The 21230-nt window shown below is 48.6% G+C and carries 18 protein-coding genes; all 18 read right to left on the reverse strand.

Annotation, left to right across the window (positions count from 1 at the left end):
- Window positions 1-149: 149 nt before the first annotated feature.
- The 18 genes from BLW33_RS08175 to ruvA all read right to left on the reverse strand — a co-directional run bounded on the left by BLW33_RS08175 (window position 150) and on the right by ruvA (window position 21145).
- Window positions 150-2513, reverse strand: a complete 2364-nt coding sequence (locus BLW33_RS08175) for a homocysteine S-methyltransferase family protein (RefSeq protein WP_090307472.1) — start codon at window positions 2511-2513, stop codon at window positions 150-152.
- A gap of 151 nt (window positions 2514-2664) precedes the next feature.
- Entirely contained in the window at window positions 2665-3774 is a 1110-nt protein-coding gene (locus tag BLW33_RS08180) for a DUF8173 domain-containing protein (protein WP_143032609.1), read from the reverse strand.
- Window positions 3775-3888: 114 nt separating this feature from the next.
- A complete protein-coding gene (locus BLW33_RS08185) occupies window positions 3889-4743 on the reverse strand; it encodes a DMT family transporter (protein WP_143032610.1) in 855 nt (284 codons plus the stop codon).
- A 127-nt stretch (window positions 4744-4870) separates the two neighbouring features.
- On the reverse strand, window positions 4871-5959 hold the full coding sequence (prfB, locus tag BLW33_RS08190) for a peptide chain release factor 2 (RefSeq protein WP_242911630.1): 1089 nt from the start codon (window positions 5957-5959) through the stop codon (window positions 4871-4873).
- A gap of 41 nt (window positions 5960-6000) precedes the next feature.
- A complete protein-coding gene (secA, locus tag BLW33_RS08195) occupies window positions 6001-8505 on the reverse strand; it encodes a preprotein translocase subunit SecA (RefSeq protein WP_090307479.1) in 2505 nt (834 codons plus the stop codon).
- A gap of 115 nt (window positions 8506-8620) precedes the next feature.
- A complete protein-coding gene (locus BLW33_RS08200; protein ID WP_090307482.1) occupies window positions 8621-10405 on the reverse strand; it encodes a DUF5317 domain-containing protein in 1785 nt (594 codons plus the stop codon).
- A gap of 198 nt (window positions 10406-10603) precedes the next feature.
- Window positions 10604-11137: a ribosome hibernation-promoting factor, HPF/YfiA family gene (gene hpf / locus BLW33_RS08205; protein WP_090307485.1), complete on the reverse strand. Its 534-nt coding sequence runs from the start codon at window positions 11135-11137 to the stop codon at window positions 10604-10606.
- 411 nt (window positions 11138-11548) lie between these two features.
- Complete coding sequence (locus tag BLW33_RS08210; protein WP_090307488.1) at window positions 11549-12727, reverse strand: sugar diacid recognition domain-containing protein; 1179 nt, start codon at window positions 12725-12727, stop codon at window positions 11549-11551.
- An 18-nt stretch (window positions 12728-12745) separates the two neighbouring features.
- A complete protein-coding gene (locus BLW33_RS08215; RefSeq protein ID WP_090307491.1) occupies window positions 12746-13867 on the reverse strand; it encodes a glycerate kinase in 1122 nt (373 codons plus the stop codon).
- A gap of 135 nt (window positions 13868-14002) precedes the next feature.
- On the reverse strand, window positions 14003-14812 hold the full coding sequence (locus BLW33_RS08220) for an alpha/beta fold hydrolase (RefSeq protein ID WP_090307493.1): 810 nt from the start codon (window positions 14810-14812) through the stop codon (window positions 14003-14005).
- A gap of 188 nt (window positions 14813-15000) precedes the next feature.
- Window positions 15001-15168, reverse strand: a complete 168-nt coding sequence (locus BLW33_RS14120) for a hypothetical protein (protein ID WP_176966670.1) — start codon at window positions 15166-15168, stop codon at window positions 15001-15003.
- A gap of 167 nt (window positions 15169-15335) precedes the next feature.
- Window positions 15336-16682 carry a thioether cross-link-forming SCIFF peptide maturase gene (scfB, locus tag BLW33_RS08225; RefSeq protein WP_090307496.1) on the reverse strand — a complete coding sequence of 449 codons (1347 nt, stop codon included), beginning with the start codon at window positions 16680-16682 and terminating at the stop codon, window positions 15336-15338.
- 85 nt (window positions 16683-16767) lie between these two features.
- Complete coding sequence (gene scfA / locus BLW33_RS08230) at window positions 16768-16908, reverse strand: six-cysteine ranthipeptide SCIFF (RefSeq protein ID WP_090243224.1); 141 nt, start codon at window positions 16906-16908, stop codon at window positions 16768-16770.
- Between the two features lies 1 nt (window position 16909).
- Window positions 16910-17296 (reverse strand): preprotein translocase subunit YajC, encoded by a 387-nt coding sequence (yajC, locus tag BLW33_RS08235; protein WP_090307499.1) that lies wholly within the window; start codon window positions 17294-17296, stop codon window positions 16910-16912.
- Between the two features lie 10 nt (window positions 17297-17306).
- On the reverse strand, window positions 17307-18422 hold the full coding sequence (gene tgt, locus BLW33_RS08240; RefSeq protein WP_090307500.1) for a tRNA guanosine(34) transglycosylase Tgt: 1116 nt from the start codon (window positions 18420-18422) through the stop codon (window positions 17307-17309).
- 17 nt (window positions 18423-18439) lie between these two features.
- Window positions 18440-19477, reverse strand: coding sequence for a tRNA preQ1(34) S-adenosylmethionine ribosyltransferase-isomerase QueA (gene queA, locus BLW33_RS08245; protein ID WP_090307503.1), 1038 nt, complete (start codon window positions 19475-19477; stop codon window positions 18440-18442).
- Window positions 19478-20515, reverse strand: coding sequence for a Holliday junction branch migration DNA helicase RuvB (gene ruvB, locus BLW33_RS08250; RefSeq protein WP_090307506.1), 1038 nt, complete (start codon window positions 20513-20515; stop codon window positions 19478-19480).
- Window positions 20516-20527: 12 nt separating this feature from the next.
- Window positions 20528-21145 carry a Holliday junction branch migration protein RuvA gene (gene ruvA, locus BLW33_RS08255; protein WP_090307590.1) on the reverse strand — a complete coding sequence of 206 codons (618 nt, stop codon included), beginning with the start codon at window positions 21143-21145 and terminating at the stop codon, window positions 20528-20530.
- Between the last annotated feature and the right edge of the window lie 85 nt (window positions 21146-21230).

Below are 21230 nucleotides of genomic sequence, written 5' to 3' on the forward strand. Positions count from 1 at the left end.
GGGAATTGAACATTTTGCCGCAAAGGATACGGTTCTGTTACGATTGTTCGGTAATGACAAGGTATTCCAGGGATAATCCATTACAGTTTACCCAAATAGCGGAATTATACAAGCCTGCGCTCCCACCAGACGACAGCTTGTCCTACTTTTTATTCCCCAAAAACCACCCGGGCAATTTCCACCCCGGCCCGGGCATCCTTACCGTAGTAATCAGCCCCAATGGCCTGGGCGTATTCCGGGTTGAGAACGGCCCCCCCCACCATGACTTTGACCTGGGGGCACTGGGTACGCAGCAGGGCAATGGTGGTTTCCATATTCTTCACGGTGGTGGTCATTAAAGCGCTAAGACCTACCAGACGGATATCATCCTGGGCCACGGCAGCTGCAATGGTCTGGGCTTCCACGTCCTTACCCAGATCCACCACCTGGTAGCCATAGTTTTCTAAAATAACCTTGAGGATATTCTTTCCGATATCGTGGACATCACCCTTGACCGTGGCCAGAAGGATGGTCCCCTTAACGACCTGTCCCTCCTGACCCAGCTGTTCTTTGATGACGGTAAAAGCATTCTGAACTGTTTCTGCCGCAAAAATCAGATTGGGCAGGAAGGCTTCTCCCGTTTCAAAGGCCTTCCCCACTTGGTCCAGGCCAGGAATCAGGTGGTCATTGACCACTGCCATGGGCTCTAATTCCTCTAAAAGTCTTCGGGTTGCGGTCGCGGCCTCGTCCTTGCGCCCCTCTACCACGATGGTGGTGAGGTCTGGCTGTTCTGTTTCCGGAAGGGCACTTTTCGGTTCCGTCTTCCGATTCTGGCTGCCCCGAATATATTCAAAGCAGTTTTCATCCAGCCCGTTAAGGGCCCGGGTAGCGGCAATGGCATCCATCATCCCAGTGTCTCCAGGGTTTAAAATGGGGGTGTTGAGCCCTGCCTCCATGGCCATCACCAGGAAAGTCTTGTTGATAAGCTCCCGGTTGGGTAAGCCGAAGGAAATATTGCTGACTCCCAGCACTGTGGGAACGCCGAAGCGGCTGCCCACTGCCGACACGGCATCCAGGGTGGACCGAACCCGGTCCTGCTGAGCCGAAGCGGTCAGGCACAGGCAATCAATGAGGATATCGGATTGAGGGATTCCCACGGCCTGAGCAGCGGTAATGATTTTCTCTGCGATGGCGATGCGCTGGTCCGCCGTTTCCGGGAGTCCGCCATCATCCAGGGTGAGGCCAAGGACACAGGCCCCGTATTTTTTAGCCAGGGGCAGGATGGCCGCCAGGGAAGCATCCTCCCCATTGACGGAGTTAATAATGGGCTTGCCGTTACATCTGCGGAGAGCGGCTTCCAACACTTCAGGGTCTGTGCTATCGATTTGCAGGGGAACATCGACAATCTGGCTGACGGCCTCTACCGCCTCGGCCATCATCGCCACCTCATCGATTTCCGGCAATCCCATGTTAAGGTCCAATATATGGGCCCCCTGACGGACCTGGGCCAATGCCAGCGTCTTCACCACCGATAGGCCTCCGGCCCGGAGGTCTTCTTTTAGCTCAGCACTGGCGCTTGGATTGATACACTCCCCAATGACCCGGATATCCTCTCCCAGGACCAGGGTCCCGGTGGCTGTGGCCACCCGCGTCTGGGGCTTTCCCTTGGGAGGCACTAGGGGAATGGCTACCGTTGCCTCAATGGTTTTTTTAATGTATTCCGGGGTCGTTCCGCAGCATCCCCCTAGAATGGCCGCCCCAGCCTTAGCGATCCGGGCCATAATCCCTGCAAAGTCATGGGGGGTGATATCGTAATGGGTCTCACCCGCCACCATCCGTGGAAGCCCTGCATTAGGCTGAACCACTAGAGGCAGCTGGGTGGCATCCAATAGGGCCTTGATAATCGGGAGCATCCGGTCTGGTCCGGTGGAACAGTTGATGCCAATGGCATCCACCCCCAGGGCCTCCAGAATAGTCACCACCGTCAAGGGATCTGAACCTGTAAGGGTCCGGCCATTTTCCTCGTAGGTCATGGAGGCGATAATGGGAAGTGCGCAGCTTTCCTTGGCCGCCAGCACCGCTGCCCGTGCCTCATAAATATCCGTCATGGTTTCAATGATAATTAAATCCACCCCGGCGTCGGCTCCGGCGGTAATGGTTTCCTTGAAAATATCCACCGCCTCCTCGAAGGGTACATCTCCCAGGGCGCCAATGAGAGCCCCGATGGGGCCAATGTCCAGAGCGACGAAATCCGGATTCTGGGTCCGGGCGATGTCCACTGCTGCCTTAACCAAAGTCTCCACAGACAAATTACGACCCCTAAGCTTATAGCGATTGGCCCCAAAGGTATTCGTCACCAGGATGTTAGACCCGGCGGCCACATATTCCCCTTGAATTTCCCCAATGATCTCGGGATGGGTTAGGTTCAAAGTTTCGGGAATGGTGGGAATATCCGCCACCCGCTGTTGGATGATGCTGCCCATCCCCCCATCCAGATAAAGCCGCTGTTGTTTTAAACATTCTTTAAAATTCATTGTTATGATCACCACTATCTTTGAATTTCGATTTTAATTGAATTTTTCTGCTTAGAAAAAAGCCACTTCGATTCAATGAAGTGGCTTTTAAGTATAACAAATCCGCATTGTGTATACAAGCTTTTTCTAAAAAACATCCATCAATTGCCCATCATTCCTGGGCTTCCGGTTGGGCCTTGATCTGGCGCCAAACCACCTGTACAAGCCACCCAAAGGTGTACATCATGGCAGCAAAGGTAACCAAGCCGCTGATGAAGGGAATGATCTTCACCAGGCTCAGAACCCCGGCCCCCAAAAGGGAGGCCCCCCAAATATTCCACTTCGGAAGGACAAGCCGGGCCAAAGAAGCCCCCGCAAAGGCGATAGAAATCATTCCCACCGCCGCAGTAAACAAGGCAAGGATACCGGCAATGGGCAACCCAATAAAGGTGAAACATAATAGAATCAGGCACAAGGGCAAAGACAATAATGCTACTAAGCCAGAAACCCAAAGAGGGATGGGACGGCTGACCATCATCGATTTTGCATCATCCAATCCCCGACTGAGAACCAAACACAACAGTGCGGCAATGGCCAGGTTGGCAACAAGCCAATACCCTGTCGAGGTTACACGTCGTGCAATGGCACTGGCCACCGAAGGCTTTGCCGTGGCGGTTTCTGTCTGGGGCTTGGTATATTGCAAATCACCCACCACAGCCGTTGAGGCAATCTCAGGCTTTTGGGGCGCTTCCACCTTTAGGGTCCCCGTAATCTTGGCATTTGGTCCCAGATACACTCTTTCCGCTGAAATCAAGGCATCACCCTTGATCTCGCCATTAATAACAACCGTTTCCCCATAAAACTGACCGCCCCGGCATTCGCCGTCCAAAGTGATATTATTCCCCGCAGCGTAAATCCCCGAGGCCTTGGTACCGACACCCAAATCGATGCCGTACCCTGCAACGGTGATGTTCGCCCCCGCTGTTGCATTTTCAATCAATATATTCTGTCCAGCTGCCCGGATACTGCCTCCTGTTGTCATGCCACTGAGGTTTATGCTCTGACCGATGATAAAGGCATCGGCACCAATGTTGGCATTTTTCAGGGTCAGGCTTTGGCCACTCCAAAAATAATCCTTTTCGATTTGAATCCCACTTTCCTGGGATGTGCCGCTAAAGGTATTCCCCGCCGTGTCCGTTTCAGATTCTGCAAAAACTGTTGGTAACAGTCCTAATAGAGCAACCGCCACCACTATAACAATGGTACACATTCTTTTTTTCAACGCCGCGTCCTCCTTATGAATTTCCATTAGGTCTTTCTTTAGGGTTATTGTATGTCCATCCACCCGACTTGTCAAGAACCCGTGTAAACCTTATCCGAAAGATTTAGTATTTTTTCAGGTTCCCCGGAGCTCATTAAAGAGGGTAAACCCCAAAATCATAGCGCCCCCTAAAATCTGGACACCCGTAATGGGTTCCCCCAAAAGGGTGACTGAAACGATAACCGCCACCAGAGGATCAAAATAGCTGGTAATAGCCACCTCCTGGCCGGTCATTTTGTCGAGGCAGATGAAATACACACAGTAGGCAATTCCCGTGTACAGTAGCCCCAGAATAATCAGGCACACCCATCCCAGCAGATCCAGAGATCCCGCCTGAAACCCAGCCGTTCCCCCAACATAAGCCACCAGAACCACTAAGGCGACGGCGAACTCAATGAGGGTACGGTCAATACCACTGGTCCGGGTAACAAACTTATTCACCAAAACGATAACCGCATAAAATACGGCAGCGATGAGGGCACAGGCAATCCCCAGATTGGTGGATGGCCCGGTATTTCCACTAACACGGATAATCAGCACCAGCCCCAGGGTCGCCGCCACAAAGCAGACCACCCGTTGGACGGTGGGATGCTCCTTTAACAGAAAGCAGCTCCCCACCATCACCAGGGTCGGAGCAAAATAGTAGGTCAGGGTGGCAATAGAAATGGTGGTGTACTGAAAGGATTTAAAAAAGAAAATCCAATCTCCCGCCAAGGCGACACCTCCAATGACCATGAGGAGCATTTCTCCTTTGATCCTCCCCCAGGGAATTGCCTGTCGCGTCACCAGCTTATAAACTGCCACCGTTACTACAGCGATGAGTGCCCGCCACATGGCCAGCTCCGGGGCTGGCAGTGCAATATGCCGAACCAATATCCCCATACTCCCAAACAAGGCCATTACGGCCATCATTGCTATTTTTTGTTTCAATCAAACCTCCTGACTTGTCTGTTTTACACATCGATCACTTAAAATCCTGGGTGAGTCCTTAAAATACAAAAACGCCGCCCTTCTGGGACAGCGCAATTTTTATACTCTTTATTTTAGATGTTTGCCCCTACATCTGCTGCAAATAAGCATTCATAAACTGATCCAGATCCCCATCCATCACCGATTGGATATTGCCAACCTCCACGTTGGTGCGGTGGTCCTTGACCAGATTGTAGGGGTGGAAAACGTAAGACCGAATTTGGGAGCCCCAGGCAATTTGGCTGTAGTCCCCCACGATATCTTCCAGCTTTTCCTTTTGCTCCTGCTCCATGATTTCCACCAGCTTGGATTTAAGCATATTCATGGCTACATCCTTGTTTTGATGCTGGGAACGTTCGTTCTGGCACTGGACCACCACCCCGGTGGGCATATGGGTGATGCGAATGGCTGAGGAGGTCTTATTGACATGCTGGCCTCCAGCACCGCTGGCCCGGTAAGTGTCTACCCGAATATCATCCGGGTTGATTTCTATTTCCACACTATCGTCTACCTCTGGGGTAACATCCAGGGAGGCAAAGGAGGTGTGTCGCCGTCCAGAAGAATCAAAGGGAGAGATCCGTACCAATCGGTGGACCCCCCGTTCCGTTTTCAGGTAACCGTAGGCATTAATCCCTTCAATGAGAAGGGTGACGCTTTTAATCCCCGCCACATCCCCGGGCTGTAAATCCAGGGTTTTCACCTTATATCCCTTGGATTCGGCCCAGCGGGTGTACATCCGCAGGAGCATCTCAGCCCAATCGTTGGATTCAGTTCCACCGGCACCGGGATGGAGGGAAATAATGGCATTGTTACTGTCGTACTCCCCGGCTAGAAGGGTTTCCAACTTGAACTGTTCCAGTTTTTCACCATAGGTGGACAGGGTATCCGGCAGTTCCTCCATCGCCTCGCCTTCCTCCGCCAGTTCAAACATGACCATGATATCGTCCAAATCATCCTTTAGGCTATCGTATTGGCCCTTCTTCATCCGAAGGATTTTTTGTTCTTTCAGCACCTTTTGAGCCCGCTGCTGGTCAGTCCAGAAATCCGGCTCCTCGGTAATGCTGCTTAATTCGTCAATACGGGCCGATAAGGCTGGTAAATCCAGGGATCCCCCCAGTTCACCCAGCTGCTTATCCATTTCGGTGGCCCGCTGCCGACATTCATATAAGTCGATCAAAGTTGTTTCCTTTCTTGTATGCCGTGCCATTCGCTGCGGCTTTAAGCCCCACAGCAATTTTTATACTTCTTACCGCTGCCGCAGGGGCAGGGCTCGTTGCGGCCGATTTTTTTCTTGTGCACAGTTTGCTGCTTTTCTTCGCCTTGGATTTGGGCTTCATTGGTCTGGGCATTGCTTAGATCAACAGCACCCCGGCTCTGGGCCTTGGGAGCGACCTTAATCTGGACATTGTAAATATATCGAACGGTATCCTCCTGAATGCGCTGGATCATATCCTCAAACATGGCAAAGCCTTCGTTGGTGTATTCCTTAACGGGATCGTTCTGGCCATAGGCCCGCAATCCGATCCCCTGCTTAAGCTGGTCCATGTTGTCAATATGCTCCATCCAGGCGGCATCCACACAGCGCAGCAGCACCATCCGTTCCAGATTCTGCATTTCTGCATCACCCAGTATATCAATTTTTTCCTTGTAATTTTTCTTGCATAAATCCAGGATCATCCCCTGGATATCGTCCCGACTCATTCCAGACTCAAAAGTCATGGCACCCTCTGGGATAAAGGCATTTTCAAAGTAAGCCTTCAGTCCTTCAATGTCCCAGTCCTCAAAATAATCACCGGTGTTGGTGTACATCTGAACATAGCTGGCAACCATATCCTCGGTCATCTTCCAGATTTGCTCGTGCATATCCTGTCCATCGATAACCTGCTGGCGCTGTTCGTAGATAATTTCACGTTGCCGGTTCATGACGTTGTCATATTGGAGGACGCTTTTCCGGATATCAAAGTTACGAGCTTCTACCTTTTTCTGGGCACTTTCAATCCCCCGGGTGAGCATTTTATTTTCGATGGGGGTTTCCTCATCCATGCCTAGGCCTTCAACCATCCCCTGGATGCGCTCGGAGCCAAAGACCCGCATGAGGTCATCCTCCAGCGAAACGAAGAATTGAGAGGACCCCGGGTCGCCCTGACGGCCAGAACGGCCACGGAGCTGATTATCGATCCGGCGGGATTCATGACGCTCAGTCCCGATGATGTGCAAGCCTCCCAGGGCTGGGACACCTTCCCCTAAAACAATATCTGTCCCACGTCCGGCCATATTGGTGGAAATGGTCACTGCTCCCATTTGTCCGGCACTGGTTACAATTTCCGCTTCCTTTTCAAGGTATTTGGCATTTAACACATTGTGACGGATGCCTTCCTTTTTCAGATACTTGCTGAGAAGCTCTGACTTTTCAATGGAAATGGTCCCAATCAAAATAGGTTGCCCGGTTTGGTGACGTTCCTTTACCTCCTGGGCTACCGCTTTAAATTTACCAATTTCACTCTTGTACACCAGGTCGTTCATATCCGTCCGGGCCATGGGTTTATTGGTGGGAATGGTGACGACGTTAAGGTTGTAAATGGTGCTGAATTCCTCTTCCTCGGTTTTAGCCGTACCGGTCATCCCGGACAGCTTATTAAACATCCTGAAATAGTTTTGGAAGGTAATGGTGGCCAGGGTCTTGGATTCCCGATTGACCTTTACATTTTCCTTCGCTTCGATGGCCTGGTGAAGGCCGTTGGAGTAGCGCCGACCAGGCATCAAACGTCCGGTGAATTCATCAACGATGATGATTTCACCCTCCTTGACGACATAGTCCACGTCCCGGGTCATCAACACATTGGCGTGGAGGGCCTGGTTGACATTGTGGGTGATTTCCATGTTTTCCACATCTGCCAGGTTTTCCAGGTTAAAGTATTTTTCCGCCTTGACGATCCCGGTTTCGGTGAGCATGACGGCTTTCATCTTCTCGTCTTTTTCGTAATCTTCACTTTTCAGGCTTTTGGCAAAGAGATCCGCCACTTTGTAAAGCTGGGTACTCTTGTCTCCGCTTCCTGAAATGATCAGGGGGGTTCGGGCTTCATCCACCAAGACGGAGTCTACTTCATCGATGATGGCATAGTTCAGCTCACGCTGGACCTGTTGGGCTTTCTCACCCACCATATTATCCCTCAAGTAGTCAAAGCCGAATTCATTATTCGTCCCGTAAGTGATGTCAGCATTGTAGGCTTCGATTTTTTCTTCAAAGGATAAGCCATGGACCACAAGGCCCACCTTCAGCCCCAAGAATTCATGAATCTTTCCCATCCACTGGCTATCACGGGTGGCCAGATAATCATTGACCGTGACAATATAGACCCCTTTTCCCTCCAGGGCGTTGAGGTAAGCCGGAAGGGTAGAAACCAGGGTTTTCCCTTCACCGGTTTTCATTTCAGCGATATCCCCATTGTGAAGAACCATTCCCCCTAATAGTTGTACTGGGAAATGGCGCATGTTCACCGTTCTATCTGCGGCTTCCCGCACTGTGGCAAAGGCCTCCACCAAGAGGTCATCCAGGGTTTCACCAGCAGCCAGGCGCTCCTTGAAGCACACCGTTTGATTTTTAAGGTCTTCATCGCTCATTGCTTTATATTGATCCTCTAAAGCGAGAACCTGATCGACCACCTTTTGGTGGCGCTTAACTTCTTTTTTGCTTGGATCAAATAACGAATCTAAAAATCCCAATGTGTTCACTCCATTTCTTTATTCTTCGATTACCATCATATTATACCACGCTCTTGCCTTTATGGGCTTGCGTGTAAAAAGGGACTGTTTCTTACCCAGTCCCTTCATTCCTTCATTATTGCTTCTTTTTACGCCAAAACGCAACTTTACGGCCATCAATTTCGATTTCGACCTTTTCAAATCCAGCGCGTTCCCGCTCCTGATCTGCCGAGGATTTCACTTTTTCCTCGGACACCTGCTCTTCTACCTGGCGCACTGCCTGGGTATCGATCCGATTAGTCTGGGACTTGGTTGATACGGTCTCTTCACTAAAACTCGGAGAGCCATCATCCCATTTCTGGGCCATTTCATCCCGGGTCATCTTCTTCCGCTCTGGCTCTGCCTGAACTCTGGTAACTTCTTCATTTCCCACGGTGGCGGGACCAGTTCCCGTTTTTTTACGATTTCGTTTGCGCTGTTGGTTTTCTTCAGCAACCTGATGCCAAATATTCATCATTTCTTCTGTAGATCTGCCAGTACTCACTTGCTCATCTCCCCTGTTATTCAATGTTGAGTAAGGGTTCATCTTACGAACCCCTCGCCCACTGCTACTACTGTATGTGCTGCGTTGGACTTCCCTTGGATTCCATTTTGGTGCATCTTGGATTATGGTATCCGACGCAGCCTCAATCTTGGGAATTTCCTTAGATACCAACTCTTCCGGTTCATCCATCTCAAAGTTCACCGGCTGTCCCACTGGTGTTTTGACAAAAATAGGCTCTAATTCATCATCCAGACCACCCGATGGAATAATGGGCTTGTTTTCCTCTTCCTTTTGCTTTTCGGCATAGAAGGATTGGGTAAAAAAGCCTGTCGATGCAGAACTCTTTTCTTCTTTCTTATCCGCTTCGTGATCAATACTCCCTAAATGGTTGAGAGCAGTAAAAACACGGGTATCCGAATCCTCAGAAGCCTCCTGGGGATTTCCAATGCCATCTAAAGCACTTTGACGGATTTCATCAATCATATCTGGTGTTAATTTTGGTATGATTTCGGTTAAATCATCCTCTTCATCTAAAGCCGCATCAAAGTTACTACTTTCCTCAAAGAGATCCGATCCATTCCCGGAAAGGGGTGTCGTTTCCTGCCACATATCACGGGTATTGAAGGTCTCTTCTTCAAATAACTCCGGTGAATCTTCTGCAAAAAAATCATCCATTTCGTATTCCTGTGTTCCAAACAAGCGATCATCCATTTCATCTTCCCCTATTGTATTTCTATTATGTGATGGCGGTAGGATATAATCATCCGTCCCAAATTCCAAATCATTTTCAAAGGGTGACGCAGGAGCCTTCGCACGACTCATGGCGTATTGGACCCAGCCAATGAGGCCAACCATAATAATAATGGTCCCAACACTTAACCCGGAAGCCCCGCCATATAAAGAAGTGATCGTTCCAAGGGCCGGAATACGAAGATAATCCCCCAGAAACCAAAGGGTCGTGGTGGTTTGGTCCATCAGAGTGTAAACGCCGTTCATTCCCTGGGATATCGTCCCTGCTAAACCACTGGACAATCCATCAACAATATTCTGGGCAACGGGCATCTTCCCCCCATTGATGAAGATGACAACAAAGTTCGCCGTTGTCCCCACCGCAATAAGGATGGTCCAAAAATCGTCTAAGTTAAAGACGAACATAATCAATACGAGGATGTAACTGATAAAATTAACAATGGGCAAGAATGAGTCAATGGCTGAAATACCACCGGTGTAATAATAAAGATGCAGCGCGACCTGCAAGATCACTCCAATGAGACCCAATGGCCATAATGAAATTTTCTTCGCCGTAATGCCCTGGATCCTTCCACCCCGGATGAACCCGATCAACAGTCCGATAATGATTGCAAATAAGATGAACATAATTTACCCCATTCTTCAGAGAAGAAGATGAAATTTGCATCGTCTCTCTATTTTTCAGTATTTCGTTTCCTTAATGTATCAGAATAATTTTAAATCAAATGCCTGTCCATGTCAACAAAACACCCGCTAAAAGGCGAATTTTAACGGGTGTTTCCAGTCATTTTAAATTATTTCAGATAGACTTAAACTAAATTCTGCTTATGCAATCGGCTCAATCAGGCCGAAGTTTCCATCTTTACGCATATACACAACATTGACATCCTCTGTCTCCGCATTAAGGAAAACAAAGAAATCATGGCCAAGGAGTTCCATCTGCATGGTTGCTTCCTCCACAGACATCGGCTTTACTGCGAATTTTTTTGTACGAACAACCTTTGGCGCAGACTGTTCATAACTCTCGTCCACCTCTAATTCATCAAAATTGAACTTTGTCGGTTCATTGGCATAACGTTTTTGTAGTTTTGTTTTATGCTTTCTGAGCTGCCCCTCCAGTTTATCCACGACTTCTTCAATGGCGCCCATCATATCTTCTCCCCGTTCCTCAGCCCGGAGGATGGTTTTGCCCATTGGAATGGTGACCTCTAACATCTGGTCATTCCGCTCTTTGCTAAAAGTGGCATACACCTCAGTGTCTTGACCGAAGTACCGGTCAAATTTGTCGAACTTCTTTTTAAGCGCCTCTTTTAAACCTTCTGATACATGCATATTTTTGCCATAAATTGTGAATTTCATAGTAGATACTCCTTTCAAAAGGTCTTACCCCGATGGCAACGCTTTCTCCATCAGATTATGCTTTGATTATAGCATATTACCTTAAAAAAAGCACGGGTTTGTTTTCTTCCTTCCTCTATTTTTCTGTTCATTTCATTTAAGTGCAAAAAAAGAGCTGCGCACTTTTTAGTGCGACAGCCCCATCCCGTCTGACCTGGTTTTTTCCCCCACACCCGCCAGCTGGAAGTTTAGCTCTGTGTTCAACATCACAACTCCTTCTCTCGATTGCTCGGCTGGACTTACATCTAGGCCGCACTATGATCAGCCTCCACATTTTGGGTGGCCTTACGTGGATCGTTTTGCCTGCGACTGGCATCGACTTTCAACCACAGACCCGGGATACTCTCATTATATTGAATGGCTTTCCAAGTGTCAAGGTTTGATGGTTACTTTCTTTTTTACTTTTTTCTGGTATCCCTTAAAATAATGTTGAATAAGAAGGCGCATCAGTATAATATGATCCGGTGAATTTTTAAAATGAAGTCCCATGGCCTGACAAAGCTTATTTTTCCGGAATAAGACCGTATTCTTATGGACAAAAAGCTGTTCCGCGGTCTTTTGAATATTATCATTTTCCAGAAGATAGGCCATGGTAATCATGGCATCCTCCATTCCATGGTTAAATGCCTTTTTAATACGTCCTAGGTAGGCATCTAACACTTCTTCTTTGTAGATTTGCGATAAGGATTCATAAAAAACTGCCGTCAACTCACGATGCGTAAAGTAAATCTCCTTTTGGGGGCAAATGAAAGGAGTTTTCATAAGCGTCAGTGCATCGTCAAAGGATTGACGGTATCCCGAAATCCCCGGATAATGATTCCCCACATAAAGCTTGATGGGGTCCGAGTACTGCCCATTATAACATTCTTTGATCCCTTCTAAATAACGCTGAACCTCCCCCTCGATGGTCCAGGGTTCTACCCCTGTGATGGTTTTAAAAACAAGGATACCACCGCCTTTAAGCACTTGGGAAATATCCTGCTTGGTATGGCTTCCACTGCTTTTAATAAGACTTAAAAACATCTCGTCTGACAATGTTGGCAGGGGGCAAAAAACACAAGCAATGCGTTCCAGACCCATATCGTAAGCCATCCGCTTCCCCAGGGCAATAATCTCTCCCTCTGAAATATGGGGTGTTTCATTAAGCAATGCTGTGATAAAGAAATCCTTCTCGTTAATGTGCTGATAAAAACGGCGCATGGATTCATCCTGGCTAAGGATCAGTTCCGCACTCATTTTAACCAGCTTCCCGATATTTCGAACACACTCCGGGTCCCCGGTGATGCCCACCACACCGATAACCTGCTTACGGCTGTCTAAAATCGGCAGATTAATCCCTTCTCTCACTCCCTGGAGGGCACTGGCCTGGTCTGCTGTTACCTCCAGCACCCGGCCACAACGAATAACCTCCAGGGCCGTTTCATGAAAGCTACCCAGGCGATCCTTGCTACCACTGCCGATGATCACACCCTCAGCGTTCATGACATTAATATTATACCCCAGGCCGCTCATGACCTCATCCGCTATTTTTTGTGCAATTCGCTGATCCAAGATATCCCCCGATTCCTCTTACATCATTATTAGTGCCAGGATATTCCTGGCCGCCCGACGCAGATTATCCCCGGCATGGGTTATCTGCCATTCAAGTCCCTGGGTATTTGTACAGGTTGGAAAGGCCGCCGTAAGGCCAATCTCGTACAGGGCCTCAATCCCAGGCTCCACAGCACCAGAAAGGGCAATAACCGGTATTCCCTGGGCTTTGCCGCGTTTGGCCACACCAGAAACGACCTTCCCCATGGCACTTTGAGCATCCGTTCGTCCTTCCCCCGTAATAATATACTGGCTGCCTGCAATGCATCCATCAAAATCCAGAACATCCAGAATGATATCCAGTCCCCCTCTAAGAACCGCCCCCTCCAGAGCGTAAAGGGGAAGGGATATCCCCCCAGCAGCCCCCATTCCTTTAATACTCTGTCCTTCGCCTTGAACCAACCCTTCGATCATTTGGCTAAAATGAGCTAATCCCCGGTCCAGATGATCAATCATTTCTGGGTCCGCCCCCTTCTGTGGCCCAAAGACAGCGGCTGCACCCCGTGGCCCACACAGGGGATTATCCACATCGCAGGCGATGGTGATGGGGACTTCGGACAAGGCTTTGGGCAAGCTTCCCTCAATACCTGCAACACGCATTAAATCAGCGCCGCAGCCTTTGAGTCTGTTGCCTTGACCATCCACAAACCGTAAACCCAGAGCGCTGGCCATCCCCATTCCCCCGTCAATGGTCGCACTCCCGCCAATCCCCATAATAATCTGTCGGCAGCCCCGCTTTAACGCATCTAAAATCAGCTCGCCGGTGCCATAGGAACTCGTCAGCATGGGGTTTAACTCCTCCGGAGCCAACAAGGGCAAACCAGAGGCCGCAGCCATTTCGATTATAGCCGTACCCTCAGGGGTCATCATATACCGTGCTGTCACAGACCGCCCTATGGGATCCTGTACCTGACAGGGGAATATCTCCCCCCCCAAAGCCTGTCCCAGACAGTCCAACAAGCCTTCGCCCCCATCGGACAGTGGCATACTGACCACCTCAATCTCCCCATTTACTCCATGGATTTCTTCGGTCAGAATATGACAAACCTCTGCCGCAGACAAGGACCCCTTGTAAGAGTCCGGTGCCAATACAATTTTCATTGGAAACCTCCCTTCTTTTTCTACCCCCTCCACCTTTATGATGGAAGAGGCAGACACAGCGCTTTTCCTTACCCATACCTATACTTCTAAACTGAAGCGCACTCTCGTGAAGGGTTCCCCTCTGCAACCATATCTCTAAGCCTTTACAAACTCCAGAAGTGTCGCATTAAATTTATCCGGCTCTTCCCAGAACAGCATATGCCCGGAATTTTCAAAGAAAACCGTCTTTGCCCCTGGAATATTCTCTCCAACCCAGGCACTTCCCTGCCAATCGAACACCTTACTCTTGCGGGCGACACAAACCAGGGTGGGAATATCGATTTTCGGAATGAAATCCCGCCAATCCAGATTCGTATGGTCCCGCATAATTTCGATACGGACCTTGGGAGGACATTTGGAAATTTCATCCGCTAGGGTGGTTACCTCTTCTTCCGTGGGATCATGATTGAGGCATCCGAAAACTAAACCCTCTGCATTTTCCCGGGGTGCAAACTCAATGGCGCAGCAGGTGCGAATAAACATCTCCACATCGTAGCAGCCATTTTGTCCCCAGACCCAATCGGGCCCAGTGTACTGGAGGGGTGCCTGGTCCACGCAAACCAGCTTACCGACGCGATGTTTACCAAATAATTCCAGGTAGCTCCAAAGGATAGCCGCCCCCATGGACCACCCCAAAACCGTTACATCCTCAACATCCAGATGATCCAGCAGGTTTTTAACATCCATGGCATAACGGGCAATTCGGTGGCTTGTTAATGTTTTTTCAGACTCACCATGTCCCCGGAAATCCATAAGGATGACCTGACAATCCTTTGCCAGCACATCACTGTTGTGATCAAAAAACCGAGTGGTACAGGTCCAACCGGGTAGCATTAATAATGGCTTTCCCTCCCCTTTTACCTCATAATACAGTGATACACCATCATTGGTCTTAAATACAGCCATAATATGACCTCCTCTTATTGATAACCCTATTGTAATCCGATTCCATCCTTATTACAATGGTCCAGGGAGACAAACTTTTTTATGTGTATTGTGTGAAAGCACAATACTAAAGGTATCCGATTCCAACCAAAAACCCCCGATTTCTGATTACGGAAATCGGGGGTTTAATTCTGCTTCTGTTATTTATGTCATTTGAGCTTTTCAACTTCATCGATGGACAGACCGGTGATTTTGGCTATCTCTGCTACTGGATAATCACGATCAATCATTTTGTTCGCAATTTTAGCACAGGCGTCCATTTCATTCTCATGGAACACAATACCGTCGGTGCTTTCTATTTGTTTACTGAACAGCATATGATTATCTCCTTTCAGCTTCCGCTCATAATTGTCACGCATTGAAAAAGTACATCTTCAATATATAACGCACTTATTATACATTATATTGAAATTATTTCAATAGTTCAACGCTTTCAAAAGATGTTTCCTTAAATTCTTCAAAGCTTTTTGCGGTATTTTGGAGGTTATTCCCCTTCGATTATGCCAATCATCAATGCATTTTCAACCCGTCTTCGCTCAATTTCACAGGCCACATGATAGGGCTTCATGACCGTCTGATTAAAATTATAGGCATTGGCATGGCAACCCCCGCCACAAATAAATCGGCACCAGCACTGGGAGCAATCATCCTTTTCCAGCAGATTGGCCTTTGCAAATTCCCCTTTGATTTGAGGGTTCGTAATGCCCACATCCACGGACCCCATCTTAAAGGCGGTGTTTCCCACAAACTGATGGCAGGGATAGATATCCCCTTCCGGTGTAACCGCCACGTAGTCCCGTCCGGCCCCACAGCCAGAAAGGCGTTTATAGACACAGGGTCCGCCATCCAGCTCCACGTTGAAGTGGAAGAAATTGTAATGAAGCCCATGCTTTTCCCGATCCAGGTAATCCAGGGCCAATTGATCGTATTCTGCTAAAATAGCGGGCAAATCTTCTTCCAGCAGGGCATAGGGCTTGGTTTCATCGGTAACCACAGGCTCCACAGAGATGCTCCCAAAACCTTCCCTGGCCAGGAAATCCACGTCCTTGGCAAAATCCAGGTTATACTTGGTGTAGGTCCCCCGGACGTAGTAGTCCTTCTTTCCCTCCCGCATGGCAGCCATCTTCTTAATATCGTCGATGATGAGCCCATAGGAGCCTTTATCGTTGACGGTGCGCCGCATCCGGTCATTGACTTCCTTCCGACCATCCAGACTTAGGACGATATTGTCCATGTTATCGTCCAACCACTGCCTATTGTCGTCATTTAATAAAACGCCATTGGTTGTCATGGTGAAGTTAAAGTGCTTATGATGGGCTTCTTCCAGTCCTCTGGCATAGTCCACCAAGTCCTTGACAACCTGTAAATTCATAAGGGGCTCTCCCCCAAAGAAATCCACTTCCAAATTGACCCGATCCTTGGAGGCTTCGACAATGAAGTCGATGGCTTTTTTACCAACTTCCAGGGACATCAGGCATTTTTCACCATTAAAGTCTCCCTGGGAAGCAAAGCAATAATTACATTTTAAATTGCAGTCATGAGTGACATGGAGGCACAGTGCTTTGATCAAATCATGATTTTTATAAATCTCAGGATCATAATCATTTTCGGTGTATAACATCTTCTGGGCAACTAACGCATCCAACTCATCCAAAACCTCTGCCAGGGCATCCTCTGGATATTTTTCCTTTAATCCCTGGATAATGGTTTCTTTATTTTCTTTTCGGTACCGATCCAATACATCGTAGGTCATTTCGTCCACAGTCAGCAGGGTGCCGCTGTTCACGTCCAGTACGATATACAAGCCATTCAAATAAAACTTATGAATCATTTACTCTTTCCATCCTTTCATGTGAAAGAACGTACGACATAAAAAAGCAGCAACTGCGTTGCTGCTTTTTAAGCATACTCTTCAATTATTTCTGGTTTTTACATTTCTGATTGCCAACGGTGCAAGAGGTCTTGCAGGCGGATTGACAGGAGGTCTGACATTCGCCACAACCCTTATTTTTAGTATCTGCTAAATTACCTTTTTTTACAATAGTTACATGTTTCATCTTACTTGTCCTCCTTGGTTTCTTCGTCTTTGACTTCTTCAAAATCGGCATCCTCTACCTTCGTATCTTCTGCCACTTCATCCAGCTCTTCCGGCACGTCTTCGATCTCTTCTACATCATCTGCTGTAATCACTTTGACGATGGAGGCCTTGCGAATCATGGCCTTATTGAAATCTGGAAGCATTTCCAATACGACATTTTCGTCATCAATGGCAAAAACAATGCCATAAAAACCACCGGCTGTCATTACTTCATCGCCGACCTTCATGCTCCTCAGCATATCTTTCACTTGTTTTTGCTGTTTGCTCTGGGGGCGAATCAGCACAAAATAAACGAATACTGCCAATATAACAATCGGCAGGAACTGCAGCAACGTGTTCGTGTTCATAATTACTCTCCTAGCTTGTGATTCCATATTTTTGGAAAACTTCTTCCTTTAATGCCAACAACGTATCATTTTTTATGGCTTCACGGATTTTTTCCATTATTCTTAGTGTAAAGTATAAATTATGATATGTCAACAGCCTTGCCCCTAAAATTTCATTGCATTTAATTAAGTGGCGTAAATATGCCCGGGTATGGTTCCGGCACACATAGCAGTCACATTCCGGGTCCAAAGGGCTAAAATCTTCAGCATAGGTCGCATTGCGTACTACTACCTTACCCTGGGAGGTCATGGCGGTCCCGTTACGGGCAATGCGGGTTTGAAGGACGCAGTCAAACATATCGATCCCCCGGATCACCCCTTCAAATAAGGCATCCACCGAGCCCACGCCCATAAGGTAGTGGGGCTTATCCTCGGGAAGTAGTGGTACAGTATGGGAGAGCATCTCGTACATAATCTCTTTGGATTCCCCAACACTCAGACCCCCAATTGAATACCCAGGAAAGTCCATTGCCGTAATTTCCCGGGCACTTTGAGCCCGCAGATCTTTAAACATCCCCCCTTGGACAATGCCGAAAAGGGCTTGTTCATCCGGACGTTTGTGGGCCGCCTTACACCTGGCCGCCCATCGGCTGGTCATCTCCAGAGATTTTTTTGTATAGTCGTAATCGGCATCTGCCGGGGCACATTCATCAAAGCACATGATGATATCCGCTCCGATGCTGTTTTGCATTTCAATGGATTTCTCCGGAGACATAAAATGCCGGGAGCCGTCCAAATGGGACACAAAATGGACCCCCTCCTCCGTAATCTTCCGCAAATCCCCCAGGGAGAAAACTTGAAATCCGCCGCTATCCGTTAAAATGGGGTGCTGCCAATTCATAAAGGAGTGGAGTCCCCCGGCCTTCTCCATGATTTCCTGGCCTGGACGCAGATAAAGATGGTAAGTATTGCCCAGAATAATTTGGGCCCCCATGGTTTCCAAATCGTGGACATCCATGGATTTCACCGTTGCCTGGGTTCCCACCGGCATAAAAATAGGGGTCTCAATAACGCCATGGTCCGTTGTAATTCGTCCCAGACGCGCCCCGGTATCCTTCTCTTCCTTAATCAATTCATATTTAAACAATCCAACACCTCTTACCTTTAATATAAAAACATCGCATCCCCAAAGCTGAAGAAGCGGTAATCCGCCGCCACCGCATGGCGGTAAGCTTCCAATATCTTTTCCCGATTATAAAAAGAGGAAACGAGCATCAGCAATGTGGATTCCGGCAAATGGAAATTTGTAATCAGAGCATCCACTACCTGCCAATGATAACCCGGGTAAATGAAAATATCCGTGGTTCCCGCTTCACTGACTACTTGTCCATCATGGCGGCTCGCCACGCTTTCTAAAGTTCGCACGGAGGTGGTTCCCACCGCAATGATCCGGCCCCCCTGTTTTTTTGTTTCCGCAATGGCCCGAGCGGTTTCTTCAGGTAAGACATAGCGTTCAGAATGCATCTGATGTTCAAGGAGGTTCTCCACCTTTACGGGCCGAAAGGTCCCGATACCCACGTGGAGGGTTACCCGGGCAATGCCCACACCCCGGTCTGCGATTTCCTTTAAAAGCTCTGGAGTAAAGTGCAGTCCAGCCGTTGGCGCAGCGGCGGAGCCATCGTGCTCGGCGTAGACGGTCTGATACCGACTCTGATCCTTTAGGGTTTCGTGGATATAGGGTGGCAGGGGCATCGTGCCGATTTCAGAAAGGATTTCCTCAAAAACACCCTGATACTCAAAGCGGATGATCCGAAGACCACCGGGAATGGTTTCTTCAATGGTCCCCGTTAATCCCCTGCCAAAGACCAGCTCTGTTCCAGGTTTGGCCTTCTTTCCCGGCTTTACCATGGTTTCCCAGCGATGGTCGTCCAGGCGTTTAAGGAGAAGAAGCTCCACCTTTCCACCGGTTTCCTTCCGTTTGCCGTAAATCCGAGCGGGTAAAACCTTGGTATCATTCATGACCAGCAGATCCCCGGGTTTTAGGTATTCCAAAATATCGTGGAAATGGCGATCAGCCATTTCCCCTGTGGCTCGATTGATGGCCAGCAGCTTCGAGGTATCCCGCTGATCAAGGGGGGTTTGGGCAATGCTACTCTCCGGAAGATCGTAATAAAAATCAGTCGTCGATAATGTTGTCGTCATTTAATCCTCCTCTGGTAGCTGTAGTGCCATTTGCTCAGCCGTCAGGGCTGGCGTTAATCCCAAATGGCGATAACCGCCACTGGTAATCACCCGCCCCCTCGGGGTTCGTGCTAAAAACCCCAGCTGCATCAGGTAGGGCTCGTAGACTTCTTCGATGGTCCCCCGTTCTTCACCAATGGAGGCCGCCAGGGTATCAATCCCCACAGGACCCCCGTCAAATTTTTCAATGATCGTGGTCAGCATGATCCGGTCGATTTCATCCAGACCCACAGCATCCACTTCAAAGAGTTCCAGGGCTGCGCTTGCCAGTCCCGCATTGATGGTGCCCTGGCCTTCGATCTCAGCATAATCCCGCACCCGTTTCAGCAGGCGATTGGCAATCCGAGGGGTCCCCCGGGAGCGCATGGCCAACTCTTCGGCACCACCATCATCCAGCGCAATATTCAGAATATGAGCACTTCGTTTGACGATAGTGCTCAAATCGCTCTTATTATAAAGCTCCAGACGCTGCACCACCCCAAAGCGATCCCGGAGCGGTGCCGTTAAAAGTCCTGCCCGGGTGGTCGCACCCACCAATGTAAAATGAGGCAGCTCCAACCGGACAGACTTTGCCCCAGGGCCTTTCCCAATGATGATATCCAGGGCAAAATCCTCCATAGCTGGATAAAGCACCTCTTCCACCGTCCGCTGAATCCGATGGATTTCATCGATAAAGAGCACATCCCCTTCTTTAAGGGACGTTAAAATTGAAGCTAGATCCCCGGGCTTTTCAATGGCAGGGCCAGAAGTGGTTTTAATATTGGTGCCCATTTCCTTGGCAATGATATTCGCTAAGGTCGTTTTCCCCAGTCCCGGCGGCCCGTACAACAGCACATGATCCAGGGATTCTCCCCTGTTTTTCGCCGCCTGGATGAAGATAGCCATCTGCCGTTTCACCTTTTTTTGACCGATATAATCAGATAGGCATTCCGGCCTTAGGCTCCCTTCAATCTCAATATCTGGCTCTGTAAATTTTGTTGTGACAATTCGATCTTTCATGGCTGTCCTTTTCTAATTTCTGGTATTGGCCGACATCAGTGCTTTTTGGAGAATTTCTTCAATGGCCATATCCGGGGTAATGACCCGCTCCACTAAATCCGATGCCTCAGAATAGGCAAAGCCCAGACCCAGTAGACCATTGACCGCTTCGTTAAACAGATTATCTGTCAGCCTTAGGTTTTCCACGGCTCCACCATCCACTTCTACATCTGAATGAGGCTCATAATTTTTATATTTATCCTTTAATTCCAGAATAACCCGTTCGGCAGTTTTCTTCCCAATTCCCGGAGCCTTGGCAATGGACTTGGCGTCGGCATTTAAGATATATCGGATTAATTCATCCCCCACAAATTGGGAGAGCATCCCCATGGCAACCTTCGGCCCCACCCCACTGACGCCAATAAGGGTTCGGAATAAATCCCGCTCCTCATGGGTAATAAAGCCATATAAGGCAATATCATCCTCCCGATAAACAGGGTGTAACAGCAAGCACAGCTCCTGATGCAGGGCTGGCAGCTCAGCCAGGGTATTCAGCGATACACTGACTCGATACCCAATGCCATTATTGTCCACCACCACATAGTCTGCCGACTGATCCTCCAAGGTTCCTTTTATATATTCAAACAACATCTGCCTCCATTTAATCTCAATTGTTTTATTGTACCAATTCCCCCCCCCTTTTTCAACCGCAATCCCATGGAAAAAGCCACCCGCA

The organism is Eubacterium aggregans (genome assembly GCF_900107815.1).
GTDB classification, from domain to species: domain Bacteria; phylum Bacillota; class Clostridia; order Eubacteriales; family Eubacteriaceae; genus Eubacterium_O; species Eubacterium_O aggregans.

Bases quoted from the DNA above. Each gene is read 5' to 3' on its own strand.
- BLW33_RS08175 (WP_090307472.1), bottom strand. From the start codon at position 2,513: ATGAATTTTAAAGAATGTTTAAAACAACAGCGGCTTTATCTGGATGGG.
- BLW33_RS08200 (WP_090307482.1), bottom strand. From the start codon at position 10,405: ATGTTCATCTTATTTGCAATCATTATCGGACTGTTGATCGGGTTCATC.
- hpf (WP_090307485.1), bottom strand. From the start codon at position 11,137: ATGAAATTCACAATTTATGGCAAAAATATGCATGTATCAGAAGGTTTA.
- BLW33_RS08215 (WP_090307491.1), bottom strand. From the start codon at position 13,867: ATGAAAATTGTATTGGCACCGGACTCTTACAAGGGGTCCTTGTCTGCG.
- BLW33_RS08220 (WP_090307493.1), bottom strand. From the start codon at position 14,812: ATGGCTGTATTTAAGACCAATGATGGTGTATCACTGTATTATGAGGTA.
- BLW33_RS14120 (WP_176966670.1), bottom strand. From the start codon at position 15,168: ATGCTGTTCAGTAAACAAATAGAAAGCACCGACGGTATTGTGTTCCAT.
- scfB (WP_090307496.1), bottom strand. From the start codon at position 16,682: ATGATTCATAAGTTTTATTTGAATGGCTTGTATATCGTACTGGACGTG.
- scfA (WP_090243224.1), bottom strand. From the start codon at position 16,908: ATGAAACATGTAACTATTGTAAAAAAAGGTAATTTAGCAGATACTAAA.
- yajC (WP_090307499.1), bottom strand. From the start codon at position 17,296: ATGAACACGAACACGTTGCTGCAGTTCCTGCCGATTGTTATATTGGCA.
- queA (WP_090307503.1), bottom strand. From the start codon at position 19,477: ATGACGACAACATTATCGACGACTGATTTTTATTACGATCTTCCGGAG.
- ruvB (WP_090307506.1), bottom strand. From the start codon at position 20,515: ATGAAAGATCGAATTGTCACAACAAAATTTACAGAGCCAGATATTGAG.
- ruvA (WP_090307590.1), bottom strand. From the start codon at position 21,145: ATGTTGTTTGAATATATAAAAGGAACCTTGGAGGATCAGTCGGCAGAC.